At 58.9% G+C, this 17,106-nt stretch carries 15 protein-coding genes; 9 read left to right on the forward strand and 6 right to left on the reverse strand.

What is annotated here, in order from left to right; translation table 11 throughout:
* The first annotated feature begins 34 nt into the window (after nt 1-34).
* The 5 genes from I3J13_RS00785 (at nt 35) to dnaE (ending at nt 8,490) form a co-directional block, all read left to right on the forward strand.
* Entirely contained in the window at nt 35-340 is a 306-nt protein-coding gene (locus I3J13_RS00785) for a DUF1467 family protein (protein WP_035262821.1), read from the forward strand.
* Between the two features lie 655 nt (nt 341-995).
* Entirely contained in the window at nt 996-2,318 is a 1,323-nt protein-coding gene (gene proS, locus I3J13_RS00790) for a proline--tRNA ligase (RefSeq protein WP_196377721.1), read from the forward strand.
* A 124-nt stretch (nt 2,319-2,442) separates the two neighbouring features.
* Nucleotides 2,443-3,750 (forward strand): lipoprotein-releasing ABC transporter permease subunit, encoded by a 1,308-nt coding sequence (locus I3J13_RS00795; RefSeq protein ID WP_003521507.1) that lies wholly within the window; start codon nt 2,443-2,445, stop codon nt 3,748-3,750.
* 15 nt (nt 3,751-3,765) lie between these two features.
* The gene (locus tag I3J13_RS00800) at nt 3,766-4,449 is read left to right on the forward strand and encodes an ABC transporter ATP-binding protein (protein ID WP_003521506.1); all 684 of its coding nucleotides are present in this window, start codon (nt 3,766-3,768) and stop codon (nt 4,447-4,449) included.
* 540 nt (nt 4,450-4,989) lie between these two features.
* Nucleotides 4,990-8,490, forward strand: a complete 3,501-nt coding sequence (gene dnaE / locus I3J13_RS00805) for a DNA polymerase III subunit alpha (protein ID WP_142779077.1) — start codon at nt 4,990-4,992, stop codon at nt 8,488-8,490.
* Nucleotides 8,491-8,512: 22 nt separating this feature from the next.
* Here dnaE and I3J13_RS00810 read toward each other — a convergent pair whose 3' ends face one another.
* On the reverse strand, nt 8,513-9,751 hold the full coding sequence (locus tag I3J13_RS00810; RefSeq protein ID WP_196377722.1) for a L,D-transpeptidase family protein: 1,239 nt from the start codon (nt 9,749-9,751) through the stop codon (nt 8,513-8,515).
* Between the two features lie 169 nt (nt 9,752-9,920).
* Entirely contained in the window at nt 9,921-11,204 is a 1,284-nt protein-coding gene (locus tag I3J13_RS00815; RefSeq protein WP_196377723.1) for a DNA polymerase IV, read from the reverse strand.
* 179 nt (nt 11,205-11,383) lie between these two features.
* Here I3J13_RS00815 and I3J13_RS00820 point away from each other — a divergent pair, with 179 nt between their 5' ends.
* Together I3J13_RS00820 and I3J13_RS00825 are read left to right on the forward strand one after the other, a co-directional pair.
* On the forward strand, nt 11,384-11,671 hold the full coding sequence (locus I3J13_RS00820; protein WP_196377724.1) for a BrnT family toxin: 288 nt from the start codon (nt 11,384-11,386) through the stop codon (nt 11,669-11,671).
* Entirely contained in the window at nt 11,637-11,897 is a 261-nt protein-coding gene (locus I3J13_RS00825; RefSeq protein WP_003502419.1) for a BrnA antitoxin family protein, read from the forward strand. The genes I3J13_RS00820 and I3J13_RS00825 overlap by 35 nt, the downstream gene beginning before the upstream one ends.
* Nucleotides 11,898-11,918: 21 nt before the next feature.
* Here I3J13_RS00825 and I3J13_RS00830 read toward each other — a convergent pair whose 3' ends face one another.
* Nucleotides 11,919-12,227, reverse strand: coding sequence for a DUF3572 domain-containing protein (locus tag I3J13_RS00830; protein WP_003521499.1), 309 nt, complete (start codon nt 12,225-12,227; stop codon nt 11,919-11,921).
* A 131-nt stretch (nt 12,228-12,358) separates the two neighbouring features.
* On the opposite strand from I3J13_RS00830, the gene I3J13_RS00835 reads away from it, so the two are divergent.
* Both I3J13_RS00835 and I3J13_RS00840 read left to right on the forward strand, forming a co-directional pair.
* The gene (locus I3J13_RS00835; protein ID WP_003521498.1) at nt 12,359-12,730 is read left to right on the forward strand and encodes a response regulator; all 372 of its coding nucleotides are present in this window, start codon (nt 12,359-12,361) and stop codon (nt 12,728-12,730) included.
* A gap of 18 nt (nt 12,731-12,748) precedes the next feature.
* Nucleotides 12,749-14,119 (forward strand): PleD family two-component system response regulator, encoded by a 1,371-nt coding sequence (locus I3J13_RS00840; RefSeq protein WP_020810655.1) that lies wholly within the window; start codon nt 12,749-12,751, stop codon nt 14,117-14,119.
* An 897-nt stretch (nt 14,120-15,016) separates the two neighbouring features.
* Here I3J13_RS00840 and rpmG read toward each other — a convergent pair.
* From rpmG to I3J13_RS00855, 3 genes are all read right to left on the reverse strand, one after another.
* Nucleotides 15,017-15,184 carry a 50S ribosomal protein L33 gene (rpmG, locus tag I3J13_RS00845; RefSeq protein WP_003496403.1) on the reverse strand — a complete coding sequence of 56 codons (168 nt, stop codon included), beginning with the start codon at nt 15,182-15,184 and terminating at the stop codon, nt 15,017-15,019.
* Between the two features lie 89 nt (nt 15,185-15,273).
* Entirely contained in the window at nt 15,274-16,440 is a 1,167-nt protein-coding gene (locus I3J13_RS00850) for an MFS transporter (RefSeq protein WP_196377963.1), read from the reverse strand.
* Between the two features lie 17 nt (nt 16,441-16,457).
* Nucleotides 16,458-17,084 carry an NUDIX hydrolase gene (locus tag I3J13_RS00855; protein ID WP_003521495.1) on the reverse strand — a complete coding sequence of 209 codons (627 nt, stop codon included), beginning with the start codon at nt 17,082-17,084 and terminating at the stop codon, nt 16,458-16,460.
* Nucleotides 17,085-17,106: the final 22 nt, after the last annotated feature.

Below are 17,106 nucleotides of genomic sequence, written 5' to 3' on the forward strand. Positions count from 1 at the left end.
TTCTTGCGGAGAAGTGATTCCGATCTGCGGATGAATGCGTTACAAGAAGCCCATTGTGCAGGAGGATCACATGCCGCTTCTTTCGGCCTTCGCCGTTTATTTCATCGTCTGGTGGACGGTGCTTTTCATCGTGCTGCCGATTGGCCTGCGCACTCAGGATGAGGAGGGCGATGTGGCGCTGGGCACGGTCGCCAGTGCGCCATCAAGGTTCAAGGGCGGGCGGATCGTTTTGTGGACGACCGTGATCTCGGCCCTGATCTGTGGGCTGTGGTACGGCGGAACCTGGTGGTTCGGCGTCAGCCTCGATGACCTGCCGAGAATTATTCCCGTTTTCGATTGAAAAGCTGCGCATGTGATCGCCGTTCGTGCACATCTGCCCACTCAGACTGGCGGTGAGCCCATGGTCGCGGCAGTTTTCGGCGGATATGACCGGGATTCTGTCATATGGATGTTATATCTCTCGTGCACACAGCAAGAACGTGCTCAGTGCCTGATTCACCGCCATAATTTTACCGGAATATAGCGGCGGGACGGGGTTATTTGCATGGAAGCAAAAAAAAACAAGGCCTTTCAGCCTTGTTTTCCAGGTTTCGCGTGATCTGTAACCGTTGCCGGGGCTGCGAACGAGCGCGCCTAAGATCTGATCCTCCCAAGACTGACCGCGAAAATGACAAGAATTTAAACTTCCTGCCTCTTTTGTAAGCTAAAGCTAGCTCAAACCCCCATGCTTGTCATCTCATTTTTTGCATATTTGTTACAGTCGGCAAAAAATTCTCCGTGGTGCAATTTGTCGCACCGGATCAAGAATAATATTCCGATCAAAGCGTTTTGACGCGAATTAGCTATCGCGAAAATACCGCAAAATCGCCTTTAACGCTCTTTTCATGGCGGGTTTTCATCTTGGCCGGAAACGGCTATATCCGGCGCCAATATCCCTCTATTCGGGGCGATTCCCGCGCCTTTGCGCGCTGTCGTCCGCATCAATGGAAGCCGTCATGCGTCTCAGCCGTTATTTCATGCCCATCCTGAAGGAAAACCCCAAGGAAGCGGAGATCGTCTCTCACCGCCTCATGCTGCGCGCCGGCATGATCCGGCAGCAATCGGCTGGCATCTATTCCTGGCTGCCGCTCGGCAAACGCGTGCTGGACAAGGTGAACAGGATCATCCGCCAGGAGCAGGATCGCTCGGGCGCCATCGAGCTTCTGATGCCGACGCTGCAATCGGCCGAGCTCTGGCAGGAAAGCGGCCGTTACGATGACTACGGCAAGGAAATGCTGCGCATCAAGGACCGTCAGGACCGCCAGATGCTCTACGGCCCCACCAATGAGGAGATGATCACCGACATCTTCCGGTCCTATGTGAAGTCTTACAAGAACCTGCCGCTGAACCTCTATCACATCCAGCTCAAGTTCCGCGACGAGGTGCGTCCGCGTTTCGGCACCATGCGTTCGCGTGAGTTCCTGATGAAGGATGCCTATTCCTTCGACCTGACCAAGGAAGACGCGATCCATTCCTATAACAAGATGTTCGTGGCTTACCTGCGCACGTTCGAGCGCCTTGGCCTGCGCGCCATTCCGATGCGTGCCGATACCGGCCCGATCGGCGGCAATCACAGCCATGAATTCATCATTCTGGCCGATACCGGCGAATCCGAAGTCTTCTGCCACAAGAGCTTCCTCGATCGCGCCATTCCCGCCGAAAACACCGACTTCGACGATGTCGCGGCGCTTCAGGGCGTATTCGACGAGTGGACGGCCGACTATGCCGCCACGTCCGAAATGCACGACGAAGCCGCCTATAACGCCATTCCCGATGGCGAGCGCCTTTCCGCGCGCGGCATTGAAGTCGGCCACATCTTCTATTTCGGCACCAAATATTCCGAGCCGATGGGCGCGAAAGTGCAGGGTAAGGATGGCAAGGAACACCCTGTCCACATGGGTTCCTATGGTATCGGACCGACACGCCTTGTTCCCGCCATCATTGAAGCATCGCATGATGAGAACGGAATCATCTGGCCGGCCTCGGTCGCTCCCTTCGATGTCGTGATCATCAACATGAAGGCTGGCGATGCTGCCTGTGATGCGGCTTGCGAAAAGCTGTATTACTCGCTCTCCAACGCCGACAAGGATGTTCTTTACGACGACACGGACGACCGTGCGGGCCAGAAATTCGCCACCGCCGACCTGATCGGCGTGCCGCTGCAGATCATCGTCGGCCCGCGTTCGGTCGCGAATGGCGAAGTCGAAGTGAAGGATCGCAAGACCGGCGAGCGGGAGACCGTGACGATCGAGGCGGCGATGAACAGGGTGCTCGGTTAAGAGCGAGCTGAAGACGGAGCGGCTTCACCCGAAGTCCGCTCCGGTTTCGTAACGCAGATGCCGCAGAAATATGGGCCGGTTTTCGGAAAAGACCGGCCTTGCAGTTTGAGATCAGGGAGACGACATGGCACAAGCCGAGGCTGACAAGGGTGCGGCTGTTTCCGCCGGGGCAAAAACCGCCCGGCCGTTTTCCGCTTTTGAACGCATGGTGGCCTGGCGTTATCTGCGGTCGCGGCGCAAGGAAGCGTTCATTTCCGTCATCGCCGGTTTCTCCTTCGTCGGCATTATGCTGGGCGTGGCGACGCTCATCATCGTCATGGCGGTGATGAACGGGTTCCGTACCGAGCTCATTTCGCGCATTCTCGGCATCAACGGCCATATGATCGTGCAGCCTATCGACCAGCCCTTCAATAATTATGATGAGCTGGCGAAGAAGTTTGCCGCCGTTCCCGGCGTCACCATGGCCCTGCCGCTGGTGGAGGGCCAGACGCTCGCCTCCGGCCGCGGCGGCGCGGGCTCCGGTGCGCTGGTGCGCGGCGTGCGCCAGGAGGATATCGACAAGGTCAAGGAAGTCGCCACCAACATCAAGACCGGCGATCTGGTCGGCTTCATGGCCGGAGATGGCGTTCTTGTCGGCTCAAGGCTCGCCGCCCAGCTCGGCGTAACGGCCGGTGACGACATTACCCTCATTTCCCCGGAAGGCGACGTGACGCCGATGGGCGTCAATCCGCGCGTCAAATCCTACAAGATATCCGGGGTCTTCGAGATCGGCATGTCGGAATATGACGCCTCGATGATCTATATGCCGCTGTCCGAAGCCCAGCTTTATTTCAATGCCGAAGGCCTCGTGCAGTCCATCGAGCTTTATGTCAGCCGCCCCGACGATGTCGACGGAATCCGCCCGCTGGTGGAACAGGCCGCCGAACGGCAGATATATATCACCGACTGGAGACAGCGGAACCAGACCTTCTTCTCCGCCCTGCAGGTGGAAAGAAACGTGATGTTCATGATCCTCACCCTCATCGTTCTGGTGGCGGCGCTGAACATCATTTCCGGCCTCATCATGCTGGTGAAGGACAAGGGCAGCGATATCGCCATTCTGCGTACCATGGGCGCAAGCTCCGGCTCCGTGATGCGCATCTTCTTCATGACCGGGGCGGCCATCGGCATGGTCGGCACCTTTGCCGGCGTGGCGCTCGGCGTCATCGTCTGCCTCAATGTGGAATCCATCCGGCAGTTCTTCTCCTGGATATCCGGCACGGTGCTCTTTGACCCGCAGCTTTATTTCCTGAGCCAGCTTCCGGCCGAAATGGATATCAGCGAGACCATTTCCGTTGTCATCATGGCGCTGACGCTCTCTTTCCTGGCAACGATCTTTCCAGCATGGCGGGCTTCCAAGCTCGATCCGGTGCAGGCCCTGCGTTACGAATAAGGACCGCTTCGCAATATGGCAAAAAAAACAGTGCTGCGGCTTACTGGCGTCGAGAGAACCTATGGTCAGGGCGAGACGTCGCTTTCCATTCTGCGCAAGGCTGATTTCGAATTGAAGAGCGGCGAGATGGTGGCGCTGGTTGCCCCTTCGGGAACCGGCAAATCCACGCTGCTGCATCTGGCGGGACTTCTCGAACATCCAGATGCCGGCGAGGTCTATATTAACGGCGCACCCTGCAATGACCTGCCGGATGAAACGCGAACCGCGATCCGCCGCAGCGATATCGGTTTTGTCTACCAGTTCCATCATCTCCTGCCGGAATTCTCGGCGGTGGAAAATGTGATGATGCCGCAGCTCATCGCCGGTCTGACACAGGCCGAAGCCCACAAGCGCGCCAGTGCGCTGCTCGACTATATGCGGGTGGGGCATCGCGGTGAGCACCGCCCGGCGGAACTCTCCGGCGGTGAACAGCAGCGTGTCGCCATTGCCCGCGCCGTCGCCAATGCGCCACTGCTGCTGCTCGCTGACGAGCCGACCGGCAATCTCGATCCGGAAACAGCGCATTATGTTTTCGACGCGCTGGAGGCGCTGGTGCGCCAATCCGGCCTTGCGGCGCTGATCGCCACCCACAATCATGAACTCGCCGCCCGCATGGACCGGCGTGTGACGCTGGCCGACGGCAAGATCGTCGATTTCTGAGCTGATGCGCGAGGCGCGAGCCTCGTGCGCCAATTTTTTCATAGCGCTCGAAACGATCGCTCTCGCCAATTGGGGTGAATGACGGCTCCGGGACGGATTGCGCCAAGCTGGCGAGTCGGTCCGCCCGATGCTCTCCAGAGAACGCCTGTTCTCCAAATTTGAATTTTTTCCGAACCCGGGGGTGTTTTTACCTCCGGGTTTTTTCGCTTTGGAGTCAGGGGTTTGCTGTTCCCCCTGCGGGAACCGAAGGCGATTCTGCGGCATTAGCAAGGGGAATATCAGCAAAACCCTGTTGACAATCGAACAAAATGAGAACAAAATTGGAACATAACGAGTAAGGAGAGACCAATGACTGATTTCATCCGTGACGTTGCCGCTTTCGCCTCCATCGCTGTCTTCGTAGCCAGCTTTTCGGTGATCCTCACCGCCCTGTGAAGGGAACGCCGGCGCAGAAACCTGTATGGACGCCGTAAAGCGGTGGACTTTGATCGCCGGAAATCGGAAAATCGCCCCCTCGATTCAGAATGACAGGATGATGATATGGGCGATGCGGTTGTGCGTGGAGAAACCTCTGGCGAAACGCTGAAAACTCCCGGTTTCGTCCATTTGCGGGTTCATTCCGCCTATTCCCTGCTTGAGGGGGCCTTGCCCCTCAAGAAAATCATGTCCAAGGCCGTCGCGGACGGCCAGCCGGCCATTGCCATTACCGATACCAACAACCTCTTTGTCGCGCTGGAATTTTCCGAAAAGGCGCGCGATGAAGGTTTGCAGCCCATCATCGGCTGCCAGCTGTCGATCGACATGCAGGATGCGGCGGAGGACCGCCGCAACCATAACAGCCACCTTCAGAAACTTCCCGCCATAGTGCTCCTTGCCGCCAATGCCGAAGGTTACGAGCGGCTGGTGGATATCGTCAGCCGCGCCTATCTGGAAGGCGAGGGCAGCGGCCATTCCGTGCATATTACCCGTGCATGGCTGGAGGAAGCCTCCAATGCCGGCCTGATCGCGCTGACAGGCGCCTCCGGCGGTCCGGTGGATATGGCCTTGAAGGAAGGTCACGCTGCTCAGGCGAAGGAACGGCTGCTGACGCTGAAGTCACTCTTCGGTGATAGGCTTTATATCGAATTGCAGCGCCAGTCCGGTTATGACCGTTCCCATGAGCGGCGCATGATTGGCCTTGCTTATGACCATGATATTCCGCTGGTTGCCACCAACGAAGCGTTTTTCCCTTCCAAGGCCGATTACGAGGCGCATGATGCGCTGATGGCGGTGGCGCATAACGCCATCGTCTCCGATGACAGCCGGTTCCGGCTCACGCCCGATCACTACCTCAAAAGTCGACAGGAAATGGCGGCGCTGTTTGCCGATCTTCCCGAGGCGCTGGAAAACACCGTCGAGATCGCGCTGCGCTGCTCCTATGTGCTGAAGAAGCGCGGGCCGATCCTGCCGCGTTTCACCGGCGCCAGCGACGACCCGGAGGCGGCGGAACACGCCGAAGCCGAAGAGCTTCGCCGCCAGGCGGTGGAGGGGCTGGATCAGCGGCTGGCGGCGCTCGGCATGGCGGCCGGCTATACCGAGCAGGACTATCGCGACAGGCTGGATTTCGAACTCGGCGTCATCTCGCGCATGAAGTTCCCCGGTTACTTCCTGATCGTTGCCGACTTCATCAAATGGGCCAAGCAGCACGATATTCCGGTCGGGCCGGGCCGCGGTTCGGGTGCGGGCTCGCTTGTCGCTTATGCGCTCACGATTACCGATGTCGATCCTCTGCGCTTCTCGCTGCTGTTCGAACGCTTCCTCAATCCTGAACGCGTTTCGATGCCCGACTTCGATATCGACTTCTGTCAGGATCGTCGCGAAGAGGTGATCCGTTACGTGCAGGCCAAATATGGCCGCGAGCAGGTGGCGCAGATCATCACCTTCGGTTCGCTGCAGGCGCGCGCGGCCTTGCGCGACGTCGGCCGCGTGCTGGAAATGCCCTATGGGCAGGTGGACAAGATCTGCAAGCTGGTGCCCAACAACCCGGCCAACCCGACACCCCTGTCGAAAGCGATCGAGGAAGAGCCGCGCCTGCAGGAAGAAGCGGACAAGGAGCCGGTGGTTGCTCGCCTCCTGGATATCGCCCAGAAGATCGAGGGGCTTTACCGCCACGCCTCCACCCATGCCGCCGGTATCGTCATCGGTGACCGCCCGCTGTCGAAGCTGGTGCCGATGTATCGCGATCCGCGCTCGGATATGCCGGTCACCCAGTTCAACATGAAATGGGTGGAAAGCGCCGGTCTCGTCAAATTCGACTTCCTCGGCCTGAAGACGCTGACGGTGCTGAAGGTCGCCGTCGATTTTGTTGCCAAGCGCGGCATCAAGGTCGATCTCGCGGCGATCCCGCTCGATGATGCCAAAACCTACGAGATGCTCTCGCGCGGCGAAACCATCGGCGTGTTCCAGGTGGAAAGCGCCGGCATGCGCAAGGCGCTGATCGGCATGCGGCCGGACTGCATCGAGGACATCATCGCGCTGGTGGCGCTTTATCGTCCGGGACCGATGGAAAACATCCCGGTCTATAATGCCCGCAAACATGGCGAGGAGGAGCTGGAATCGATCCATCCGACCATCGACCATCTGCTCAAGGAAACGCAGGGCGTTATCGTCTACCAGGAACAGGTGATGCAGATCGCCCAGGTTCTCTCCGGTTATTCGCTCGGCGAAGCCGATCTTCTGCGCCGCGCCATGGGCAAGAAGATCAAGGAGGAGATGGACAAGCAGCGCGAGCGTTTCGTCGACGGCGCCATCGAGAACGGCGTCTCGAAGCCGCAGGCCAACACCATCTTCGACCTTCTCGCGAAATTCGCCAATTACGGCTTCAACAAGAGCCACGCCGCCGCCTACGCCATCGTGTCCTACCAGACCGCCTATATGAAGGCGCATTATCCGGTGGAGTTCCTGGCGGCCTCCATGACGCTCGATATGGCGAACACGGAAAAGCTCAACGATTTCCGCCAGGATGCCGGCCGCCTTGGCATCGAGGTCGTCGCGCCTTCGGTACAGACGTCGTTCCGGCAATTCGAGACGGGCGAGAACCGCATCTATTATTCTCTCGCCGCCATCAAGGGCGTGGGCGAGGGGGCAGTGGAGCACATCGTCCAGGTACGTGACGGCAAACCGTTCACGAGCCTTGAGGATTTCTGCCTGCGCATCGATCCCAAGCAGATCAACCGGCGTGTGCTGGAAAGCCTGATCAATGCCGGCGCCTTCGATTGTTTCGGCCGCGACCGCGCCGAGCTGATCGGCGGGCTTGACCGCATCATCGGTTATGCGCAGATGGCGCAGAACAACCGCGCCATTGGACAATCGGACATGTTCGGCTCCGGTGGTGGAAGCGGCCCGGAAAAGCTCATCCTTCCCGCCTTCCAGCCGTGGCTCGCCTCCGAAAAGCTGCTGCGTGAATATCAGGTGCTCGGTTTTTACCTCACCGCCCATCCGCTCGATACCTATCGCCCCGTGCTGGAAAAGCTGCGGGTGCAGAATTTCGCAGATTTTTCCGCCGCGGTGAAACAGGGCGCGACTGCCGGGCGTCTGGCCGGCACGGTGACCGGCAAGCAGGAGCGTAAGACCCGCACCGGCAACAAGATGGGCATCGTCACCTTCTCGGACGCATCGGGCCAATATGAGGCGGTGCTGTTTTCCGAAGGGCTCGGCCAGTTTCGCGATCTGCTCGAGGTCGGTAAATCGCTGGTCATCACCGTGCAGGCGGAAGAGCGTCCGGAAGGCATCGGTCTGCGTATCCAGACGGCGCAGTCGCTGGAAGAGAAATCCGTGCAGATGCAGAAGGCGTTGCGTGTTTATGTGCGCGATTCCGGTCCGCTGAAAACGGTGGCCCGCCACCTCAATACGAAAGGCGATGGCTCGGTCTATTTCATCGTCATCAAGGATGAGGGCAGCCGCGAGATCGAGGTGGAGCTGACGGAGAAATACCGCATCTCGCCGGAAATCGCCGCTGCGCTGCGGTCCGCACCCGGTGTCGTCGATGTGGAACTGGTGTGAGGCTTGAGGCCTCACACGTCGCTCATACCGGCCCTTCTTTGGTCACGGTAATGAAGTCCGTTCCAGTGCCTGTCTCCAGCTGGTGACTGATATCGGAAACGGTAATCGAGCTGCCGCTTGAAAGCTCCTGCTCGATCCGGCTGCGTATTTCCGTGGGAATTTCGAGGCGGCCGAGCACGGCGCTCAATTGATCGAAACCGCCCGGCGCTTCGGTAACGGAGATGCCGAGCCGCTTGCGGGCCGCCGCCGGCAGATGGTTTTCCAGCGTCACGCCGTTCCATTCGGCGGTTCCGGCGGCGCGATCCACGGACACGGCTTCGAAGAAATGGGTTCCGAGCGCGACTTCCGGGTCCTTGATGTCGATGGCGGCCTCGAACAGCGGCTTGAAATCCTGTCGCACCATGATCTGGCCGGTCGGCGGGTGGTCTTCACCGGCGGAGGCATAAAGCGCCTTCACGAAAGCATCGGTCAGAAGCGGGCCGGTCGTTTTCAGCCCCTTCCAGCGCTTGAAACCATTGATGGCGCTGATCGTCATTTCCCCGGCATAACCATCGGCTGAACCGGCATCGAAGCCGAGGCGGGTCAGCACGGTCTGAATATCCATCACCTTTTCCCGCTCGCCACGCCGGGTGATGAGAATGCGCAGGGGCGAGGGCTCCCTGGTCTTCGCCACCGGCTTGAGGGCCTGGGTCTTTTCATTGACGGCAACCTCGACCGTTCCCAAGGCCGCATCGAAGGTCGCCGGGCGCAATTCCACGTCCGAAAGAAGCAGCTTGCCGTCATCGACATCGTCACGCGGCTGAAACAGCGCCGGATGCTGCACAAAGCGCAGCGAGACCGGCCGGTCGGTGATGATGACATGCACGCCGGTCCGGGTATCTCCGAAGAGAGACTTCGCGAATTTGGACGGCAGGCGCACGCAGCCATGCGAGGCCGGATAGTTCGGCACCTTGCCTTCGTGTAGCGCGATGCCGGACCATGTCAGCCGCTGCATGAAGGGCATGGGCGCGGCCGAGTAGATATTCGACTCGTGGTATTTGCGCTTTTCCAGAATCGAGAAGATGCCGCTCGGTGTCTCATGCCCGGCCTTGCCGGTGGAGACTTTCGAGGTGGCGACGATTTCGCCGTTATCATAAAGCGCGAGCGACTGGTCGCTTTTCGATACCAGTATCTGCAGGGACCTGCTGTCAGCGGCAAGCGCCGGAAAGGCAAGAATGCTGGCCGACAGCATGCCAGCCATAAGACGGAGGCGGAGGGACATGACGCAATACACCACATGTACAAAACTTGCCTCACTCAATCATGCGAAGTTTAATGAAGTTTAAGGACTGCTCATTCGCAACATCACTAATTTGTGTAAAATCTAAAATATATCAGTCGCGAGGCGGCCAGGACAGGATTGCGCGACCTGTCACACAATCCCGCAACTGTTATTTGCGCGTTCCGAACGTATAGCCGGTCTCGACGCTGCCCTTGCCGAACTTGTCGCGCAGCTTGTCCATCGCCGCTTCTGCCGCAGCCCGGCGCCCCGCCTGTTTGTCGACGAGATCTGGCGGATCGGCGAGACCCGCATCGCGCAGATCGCTGACGCCGATGCCGATGAGGCGAAACCTGGTGCCGTCCGTTTCCTTTTCCAGCAGCGAAAGGCCGGTGCGGAAAATCCGGTCGGCAAGCTGCGTGGGGTCGTCCAGCTTGCGGTTGCGGGTGCGGAGCTTGAAGTCTGCCGTCTTCATCTTCAGCACCACCGTCTGGCCGGCAATGCCGCTCTTTTTCAGCCGCCAGGCAACCTTTTCGGAAAGCGAGCGCAGCATCGGCACCAGATCCTCATGGCGGGAAATATCGTTGAAGAAGGTGGTTTCGGAAGAGACGCTTTTGACGGGGTCGTTATTGTGCACATGCCGCTCGTCAATGCCGCGCGAGAGCCGGAAGAGGCGTTGCCCCATCACGCCATAGCGGCGCATCAGTTCGCTTTCCTCCATTTCCTGCAACTGCGCGATCATGCGGATACCGTCCGCCTCCAGCGTCGCCGCAAAGGCCTTGCCCACGCCCCAGATGGTGGTGACCGGCCGTGTCGCCAGAAAGGACAGCGCCTCCGTTTCGCCGATCACCGAAAAGCCGCGCGGCTTTTGCAGGTCGGACGCGACCTTGGCGAGAAATTTGCAATAGGAAAGCCCGGCGGAAACGGTCACGCCCACTTCCTTTTCCACGCGCCGGGCGAATTTCGCCAGCACACGGGCCGGTGGATCGTGATGCAGCTTTTCGGTGCCGGAAAGATCGAGAAACGCCTCGTCTATGGAAAGCGGCTGCACGAGCGGCGTCAATTCCTGCATCATCGCCCGGATTTCGCGTCCGACACGGCTGTATTTTTCCATATCCGGCTTGATGACGATGGCGTCGGGACAGGCTTCCAGCGCCTTGAACATGGGCATGGCGGAACGCACGCCGTGAATGCGGGCGATATAACAGGCGGTGGAAACCACCCCACGCTTGCCGCCGCCAACGATCACAGGCTTGTCGGCCAGTTCCGGATTGTCCCGTTTTTCAACGGAGGCATAAAAGGCGTCGCAGTCGATATGGGCGATGCTCAGATCGTAGAGTTCGGCATGATAAACAAGGCGCGGGCTGCCACAGGCGCGGCAACGCCTCAGCCCCTCTGGCTGGCCGGCCAGACAGTCGCGGCAAAAACCGGGATCATAGGGTTGCGACGTGGACATGGGCTGAAAACAAAACCAGAACGTTGCTGACCATACTCCGGCCGTGACAACGGCTCAAGGGGCGTTTGCGACAAAGCCCGGATCTGAAAACCCCGGCACATGGGAAAACTTGCATATCGTAGAGAAATATTTGATCTTCACCCATATTTGTAGTTACAATTGTAGATGATTTTTTACGCATGTTCGAATGGGATGAAGAGAAAAACAGGTCCAACATCCGAAAGCATGGCGTCGGATTTCAGGCGGCGATTCGAATCTTCGAGGGTGCGGTTCTTTCATGGGTCGATGAGCGCGGGGGCTATGGAGAGACGCGCTATCACAGCATAGGGCAGATCGAAGGAATAGTATTTCTGGCGGTCATCCATACCGATCGTGCCGGTAAAACCCGCATCATCTCCGCCCGGCCGGCAAACCGCCGCGAAAGGAAACGTTATGACGAAGAAATACGAAAAAGAACTGAGTCTTGAAGAGCTGGCAGCCTTGCCTGACGAGAAGATTGACTACAGCGATATACCCGAACTGGATGAGCGCTTCTGGGCGAACGCAAAACTCGTGGAGCCGGAAGGGACGCAGCAGATCACGCTGAGGGTCAAGAAGTCCGTCGTCGAGGCTTATAAATCCACCGGCAAGGGATACCAGACGCGCATGAATGCGGTGCTGGAATCCTATGCCCGCACATTGCTGAAACGCTGACCGCTTCCGGCTGGCGACCCGTCAATACACGCCTGAATCCAGCCCCGGCCCGGAAAAGTGATGCCAGGCGGCCGCCACTGTTTCGGGGGAAGTATCGGTCGCGGCGCAAAACGCCATCAGGTCCGGTTCATGGCTCATCAGAAAATCGGTGAGGCCCGCAAGAAAGCCGGGATCGTTGACGGCCTGGCGCAGCATATTGGCCTGCAACCCGCTCAGCGCCAGAAAACGCGCCAGCATTTCCGGTTCGTTTGCCAGCCAGCCAAGTATGGCGGCTGCCGTTTCTTGCGGATCCTGGCCGGCATTGCCTTTGTTTTTCGTATCGCGCAGCATTTCTTCCCCGAAGTTACCTATTTTGAAACCAAATCCCTCTAGCCTTGCGCAACAAATGGACGATGGAATCGGTTCTCTGGCAACTTATATGTCTGGATGAAGGTTTCAAAGCGAAACGGGGACTGCTCACCATGCCCAAGCAGGTCATGATAGTCGAAGACAACGAGCTGAACATGAAGCTCTTTCGCGACCTGATAGAGGCGTCCGGTTATACGACCATCCAGACGCGCAACGGCATGGAAGCGCTCGATCTCGCCCGCAAGCACCGCCCGGACCTCATCCTCATGGATATCCAGCTTCCGGAAGTCTCGGGGCTGGAGGTGACGAAGTGGCTGAAGGAAGATGACGAGCTGCATGTCATTCCGGTCATCGCGGTCACGGCTTTCGCCATGAAGGGCGACGAGGAACGCATTCGTCAGGGCGGATGCGAGGCCTATGTGTCGAAGCCGATTTCCGTTCCGAAGTTCATCGAAGTCATCAAGACTTATCTGGGCGATGCGTGAGGCGACTGGGGAACGGTTATGACGGCGAGAGTTCTGGTTGTTGACGATATTCCGGCCAATGTGAAGCTTCTCGAAGCCCGTCTTCTGGCGGAATATTTCGATGTCGTCACCGCCGAGGATGGTTTCAAGGCGCTGGCGATCTGCGACGAAGAGCAGGTCGATATCATCCTGCTCGATATCATGATGCCGGGCATGGATGGTTTCGAGGTCTGCGAAAGGCTGAAGGCCAATCCGAATACCGCACATATTCCGGTGGTGATGGTCACGGCACTCGATCAGCCGTCAGACCGCGTGCGCGGCCTCAAGGCCGGCGCCGACGATTTTCTCACCAAGCCGGTCAATGACCTTCAGCTCATCGCCCGTGTCAAAAGCCTCGTGCGCCTCAAGGCCGTCAGCGACGAATTGCGGCTGCGCGCCGAAACCGCACGGCAGATCGGCATCGAGGAAATGCTGCGCAGCGATGGCCTGATGCAGACACCCGGTCGCGTGCTTGTTGCGGATGGCCGCGCCAGCTCGCAGGAACGTATCGTGCGGGCGCTGAAGCCGGTTGCCGAGGTCGATGCCGTCACGGAGCCGCAGGCGGCCTTGCTCAAGGCTGCGGGCAATCCGTTCGAGCTCGTCATCGTCAATTCCAATTTCGAGAATTACGATCCGCTGAGGCTGTGCTCGCAGCTTCGCTCACTGGAACGCACCCGTTTCCTGCCGCTGCTTCTAGTGGCGGAGCAGGGGGCGGACGATATGGTGGCGCGGGCGCTCGATCTTGGCGTGAATGATTACATTCTCCGCCCGATCGATCCGAACGAACTCGTCGCCCGCTCGCTGACGCAGATCAGGCGCAAGCGTTACAACGAGCATCTGCGGCTCAATCTCCAGCACACGATGGAACTCGCCATTGTCGACGGGCTGACCGGCCTCAACAATCGCCGTTACCTCGACAACCACCTGAAGATACTCTTCGACCGTGCTGCCGTTCGCGGCCGTCCGATCTCCATCTGCATGACCGATATCGACCGCTTCAAGCTGGTCAACGATACCTATGGTCACGATGTCGGCGATGAGGTGCTGCGGGAATTTGCAGCACGCATTCGCAGCACGGTGCGCGGCGCGGATCTCGCCTGCCGTTATGGCGGGGAGGAGTTCGTCGTCGTCATGCCCGATACGCCGATGGAACTTGCGGCAAGCGTCGCCGAGCGCCTGCGGGCGATAGTCGAGGACAAGCCTTTTTATGTTCGTTCCATCGACCGGGAATTGAGCATTACCGCCTCCCTCGGCATCGCCACCAGCAGCGGCGCCTTCGGCGCGCCGGACGAAATCCTGAAGCAGGCGGACAAGGCGCTCTACGAGGCGAAACACGCCGGCCGCAACCGCGTTGTTGCTGCCGCTGCCTGAGCGTCAGCGGCGGATTGACTAAGAATATTGCGCAATCTCTCCGTCATATCCCGGCGAAATAGTTATTCGGGGATACGGGGCGGGCGTCGCGAGACTGCAAGCCATTGACCTTGGATGTATTTTATCGCTTTGCAATGAAAAGATGCAGATTAGCGATATAAATAGAGTTCAAGTTGAAAAATACGTTGAATTCAATCTCTCCGGCAACTATAGTGTGCCAGCTTTGTATACTTAACCATGTTTCCCAGGTGATGTATCTCTGGCTTAAGAATTTGTTGATTTTTATTTTACTTCTGCGCACACTCCCTATTGAGAGTAACAGTTCTTCCGGCGGTTTATCCGTCTTGTGATGATGAATGATAGCGGCTTTAGCCGTCGCGATTTCGCTCGTCAGGGGCTGGTATTGCGTAGTTTGAATGCCCCATGATGCTCAGGTCCGCCGCATCTCCTGAATCGTGGGGTCGGTCGGCTGACGATGTCCGAATCGGTTCCTCGTGCCGTAATCGCATCGTTGGCCGACCGCCTTCTTCCCGGAAATTGCCTGTTCGTTTTGTGCGTGTCGCAGCGTAGCGGCTTGTGCGGTCGTCTTCGTTCACGTCATGTGCGAGGTCGTGATACGGGGCAGGGGCGGATGGCCGTAGCCCTTGGGATACTTCTTCCGAGCATCTGAATGATTGCGGCGGCGGGTGGGCGTCAGACCATATGGTCGGACTTACCCATGGCTGCTCGCGCGCTTTGCCAGTAACGGCGGCAATTTCCGGGGCAGCGGGGGAGGCGGGCCTTATTGGCCGCCTGCAAAGCCTCTGGGCGCGACAAGGCTGGTGGCAGCCTCTTCCTTCGGCACAAACAAAAAACGCGCCCGTTGGGCGCGCTTTTGTCGGAGACCCGATCAAGAAATTACTTGATCTTGGTTTCCTTGAATTCAACGTGCTTGCGTACAACCGGGTCGTACTTAGTCTTCGTCATCTTGTCCGTGAACGTACGGCTGTTCTTGGTGGTGACGTAGAAGGTACCGGTGTCGGCTGTCGACAGCAGCTTGATCTTGATTGTTGTAGCTTTCGCCATGGTCGTCCTGCCTTTAAACAAAAGAGAAGCCGCAGGCGCTTCTCACCTCGGCTAAATCTGGCGCGAAACTACGTATCGCGCCTGAAAAGTCAAGCCTGTTTTGCCCGGAAAACAAAACGGACGATATAAAGCACCACGTAAAGCCCGAAAAATACCGCCAGCGACCAGGCAAAGCCGTCGGTTCCGGCAAGGTCCATGGAAATGCCCACGGCCTGCGGCCCCGCAATCGTGCCCATGGCGTAACAGAAGATGAAGGCGGCATTGGCGGCGACCAGATCGGCGCCTTTCAGGCGCGATCCGAGATGGGTGAGGCCGACAGTATACATGCCCGAGACCAGCCCGCCCCAGAACAGCAGCAGGGCCGCCACCAGAAACCAGCTTTCCACCAGGAAAGGCAGCGCCAGCGTGCCGCAGACGCCGGCAAAGGCCATCAGCCCCAGCATCGTCCTCCGGTCCTTCATCCGGTCCGAAAGCAGGCCGATCGGTATCTGGAAGACCATATTGCCGATGCCCATCACGGTAAGGAGAAGCGCTGCCTGCGATTCGTTGAAGCCTTCCCGCGTCGCATAGATCGGAAACAGCGAAAGGCCGCCGGCCTGCACCGAACCGAAGACGAAGGCAGCCGCGGACGCCATGGGAACCAGCCAGACATAACGGACGAAATGGTGGTTGGGCCGCTCGTCCAGCTCCGGGCTTTCGCCGCGCGCCATGAAGATCGGGATCGCGGCGAGCAGGATGATCGCCGCGCCGACCAGAAACGGCAATATGCCTTCGCTGCCGACCACGGAAAACAGCAGCGGACCGACCGCGAAGCCGACCGCAAGGCCGGTGGCGTAGATGCCGAGAACCATGCCCCGCTTCCTGGGCGGCGCGGTCATGTTGATCCAGTATTCGGAGAGAATGAAAAGCGTGGTGGTGGCGCCGTGGAAAACGATTCGCAGCGGAAACCACATCCAGAAGGCTTCGGCGAAATAAAAACCGAGCGCGCTCAGCGCCGAAACGACGACCGCGAACAGCATGGTTCGCGCCACGCCGAAATCATGGGCGATCTTGGTGGTCACGGGGGCCGCCATCATCGCTGCGACGCCGGCCATGGCCGAATTCACCCCAATCATGGTGGAAGAGATGCCGCGCTTCTCAAGGATGATCGACAGGAGCGGAAGGCCAAGGCCGATGGCGACACCGACCGCGCTGATGGCGGAAATGGCGGCGATCAGTGAGGGCCAGTGAATGGCGTCCGCTTCTTCGCATTTCATTTGTGACATGACGGCCTTTATACAAAGTCTCGAATGAACCGGCCGTGGCGCGTGACATAGAGCCGCGCGGGGCTTTCAAAGGGCAATGAGGGATCACCTATCATGAGTTTTGTGACATCTTCGAGAACCGTACGCGTGATTTTCGGCATGTTCAGACCGGAAAGGTCTGTCATGTCAAGCCATTGCACATTGTGCAACTCGTCGGAATCACGGGTTAGCCGGGTATCCAGCCGCAATTCGTCGGCATAACAGCAGAAGAATCGTGTGTCGTAGCGCCGCACATTGCCGGGTGGGGTGATGGCGCGGGCCACATATCGGAAACGGGAAAGATCGGGACCCCTGGTGCTCAAGCCGAGATCCACGCCGGTTTCCTCAAAAAGCTCGCGCGCGGCGGCGAGCGCCAGAGCTCTCGCGCCGGCAGCGCTCAGCCGCCGCGCTGCGGAGGCGGTGAGGCTGTGGAGGACGGCGGGATGCAGATCGCCCGAAAAGGGCAGCGCATGGTCGCGCGGATCGCGTTTGCCGCCGGGAAACACATAGGCGCCGGGCATGAAGACATGGGCGCTGCTGCGCTGGCCCATCAGCACCCTGAGCTGCGAGCCGGAGCGGTCGAACAGAATGATGGAGGCGGCGTCGCGCGGCCGCATGGGCGCGCTCGCCGTTTCGGCA

This window comes from Agrobacterium leguminum (assembly GCF_015704895.1).
GTDB lineage: Bacteria > Pseudomonadota > Alphaproteobacteria > Rhizobiales > Rhizobiaceae > Agrobacterium > Agrobacterium leguminum.

Excerpts from the sequence above, each read along its gene's own strand:
- I3J13_RS00785 (WP_035262821.1), top strand. The coding sequence starts at position 35 with ATGCGTTACAAGAAGCCCATTGTGCAGGAGGATCACATGCCGCTTCTT.
- proS (WP_196377721.1), top strand. The coding sequence starts at position 996 with ATGCGTCTCAGCCGTTATTTCATGCCCATCCTGAAGGAAAACCCCAAG.
- I3J13_RS00795 (WP_003521507.1), top strand. The coding sequence starts at position 2,443 with ATGGCACAAGCCGAGGCTGACAAGGGTGCGGCTGTTTCCGCCGGGGCA.
- I3J13_RS00800 (WP_003521506.1), top strand. The coding sequence starts at position 3,766 with ATGGCAAAAAAAACAGTGCTGCGGCTTACTGGCGTCGAGAGAACCTAT.
- dnaE (WP_142779077.1), top strand. The coding sequence starts at position 4,990 with ATGGGCGATGCGGTTGTGCGTGGAGAAACCTCTGGCGAAACGCTGAAA.
- I3J13_RS00810 (WP_196377722.1), bottom strand. The coding sequence starts at position 9,751 with ATGTCCCTCCGCCTCCGTCTTATGGCTGGCATGCTGTCGGCCAGCATT.
- I3J13_RS00815 (WP_196377723.1), bottom strand. The coding sequence starts at position 11,204 with ATGTCCACGTCGCAACCCTATGATCCCGGTTTTTGCCGCGACTGTCTG.
- I3J13_RS00820 (WP_196377724.1), top strand. The coding sequence starts at position 11,384 with ATGTTCGAATGGGATGAAGAGAAAAACAGGTCCAACATCCGAAAGCAT.
- I3J13_RS00825 (WP_003502419.1), top strand. The coding sequence starts at position 11,637 with ATGACGAAGAAATACGAAAAAGAACTGAGTCTTGAAGAGCTGGCAGCC.
- I3J13_RS00830 (WP_003521499.1), bottom strand. The coding sequence starts at position 12,227 with ATGCTGCGCGATACGAAAAACAAAGGCAATGCCGGCCAGGATCCGCAA.
- I3J13_RS00835 (WP_003521498.1), top strand. The coding sequence starts at position 12,359 with ATGCCCAAGCAGGTCATGATAGTCGAAGACAACGAGCTGAACATGAAG.
- I3J13_RS00840 (WP_020810655.1), top strand. The coding sequence starts at position 12,749 with ATGACGGCGAGAGTTCTGGTTGTTGACGATATTCCGGCCAATGTGAAG.
- rpmG (WP_003496403.1), bottom strand. The coding sequence starts at position 15,184 with ATGGCGAAAGCTACAACAATCAAGATCAAGCTGCTGTCGACAGCCGAC.
- I3J13_RS00850 (WP_196377963.1), bottom strand. The coding sequence starts at position 16,440 with ATGAAATGCGAAGAAGCGGACGCCATTCACTGGCCCTCACTGATCGCC.
- I3J13_RS00855 (WP_003521495.1), bottom strand. The coding sequence starts at position 17,084 with ATGCGGCCGCGCGACGCCGCCTCCATCATTCTGTTCGACCGCTCCGGC.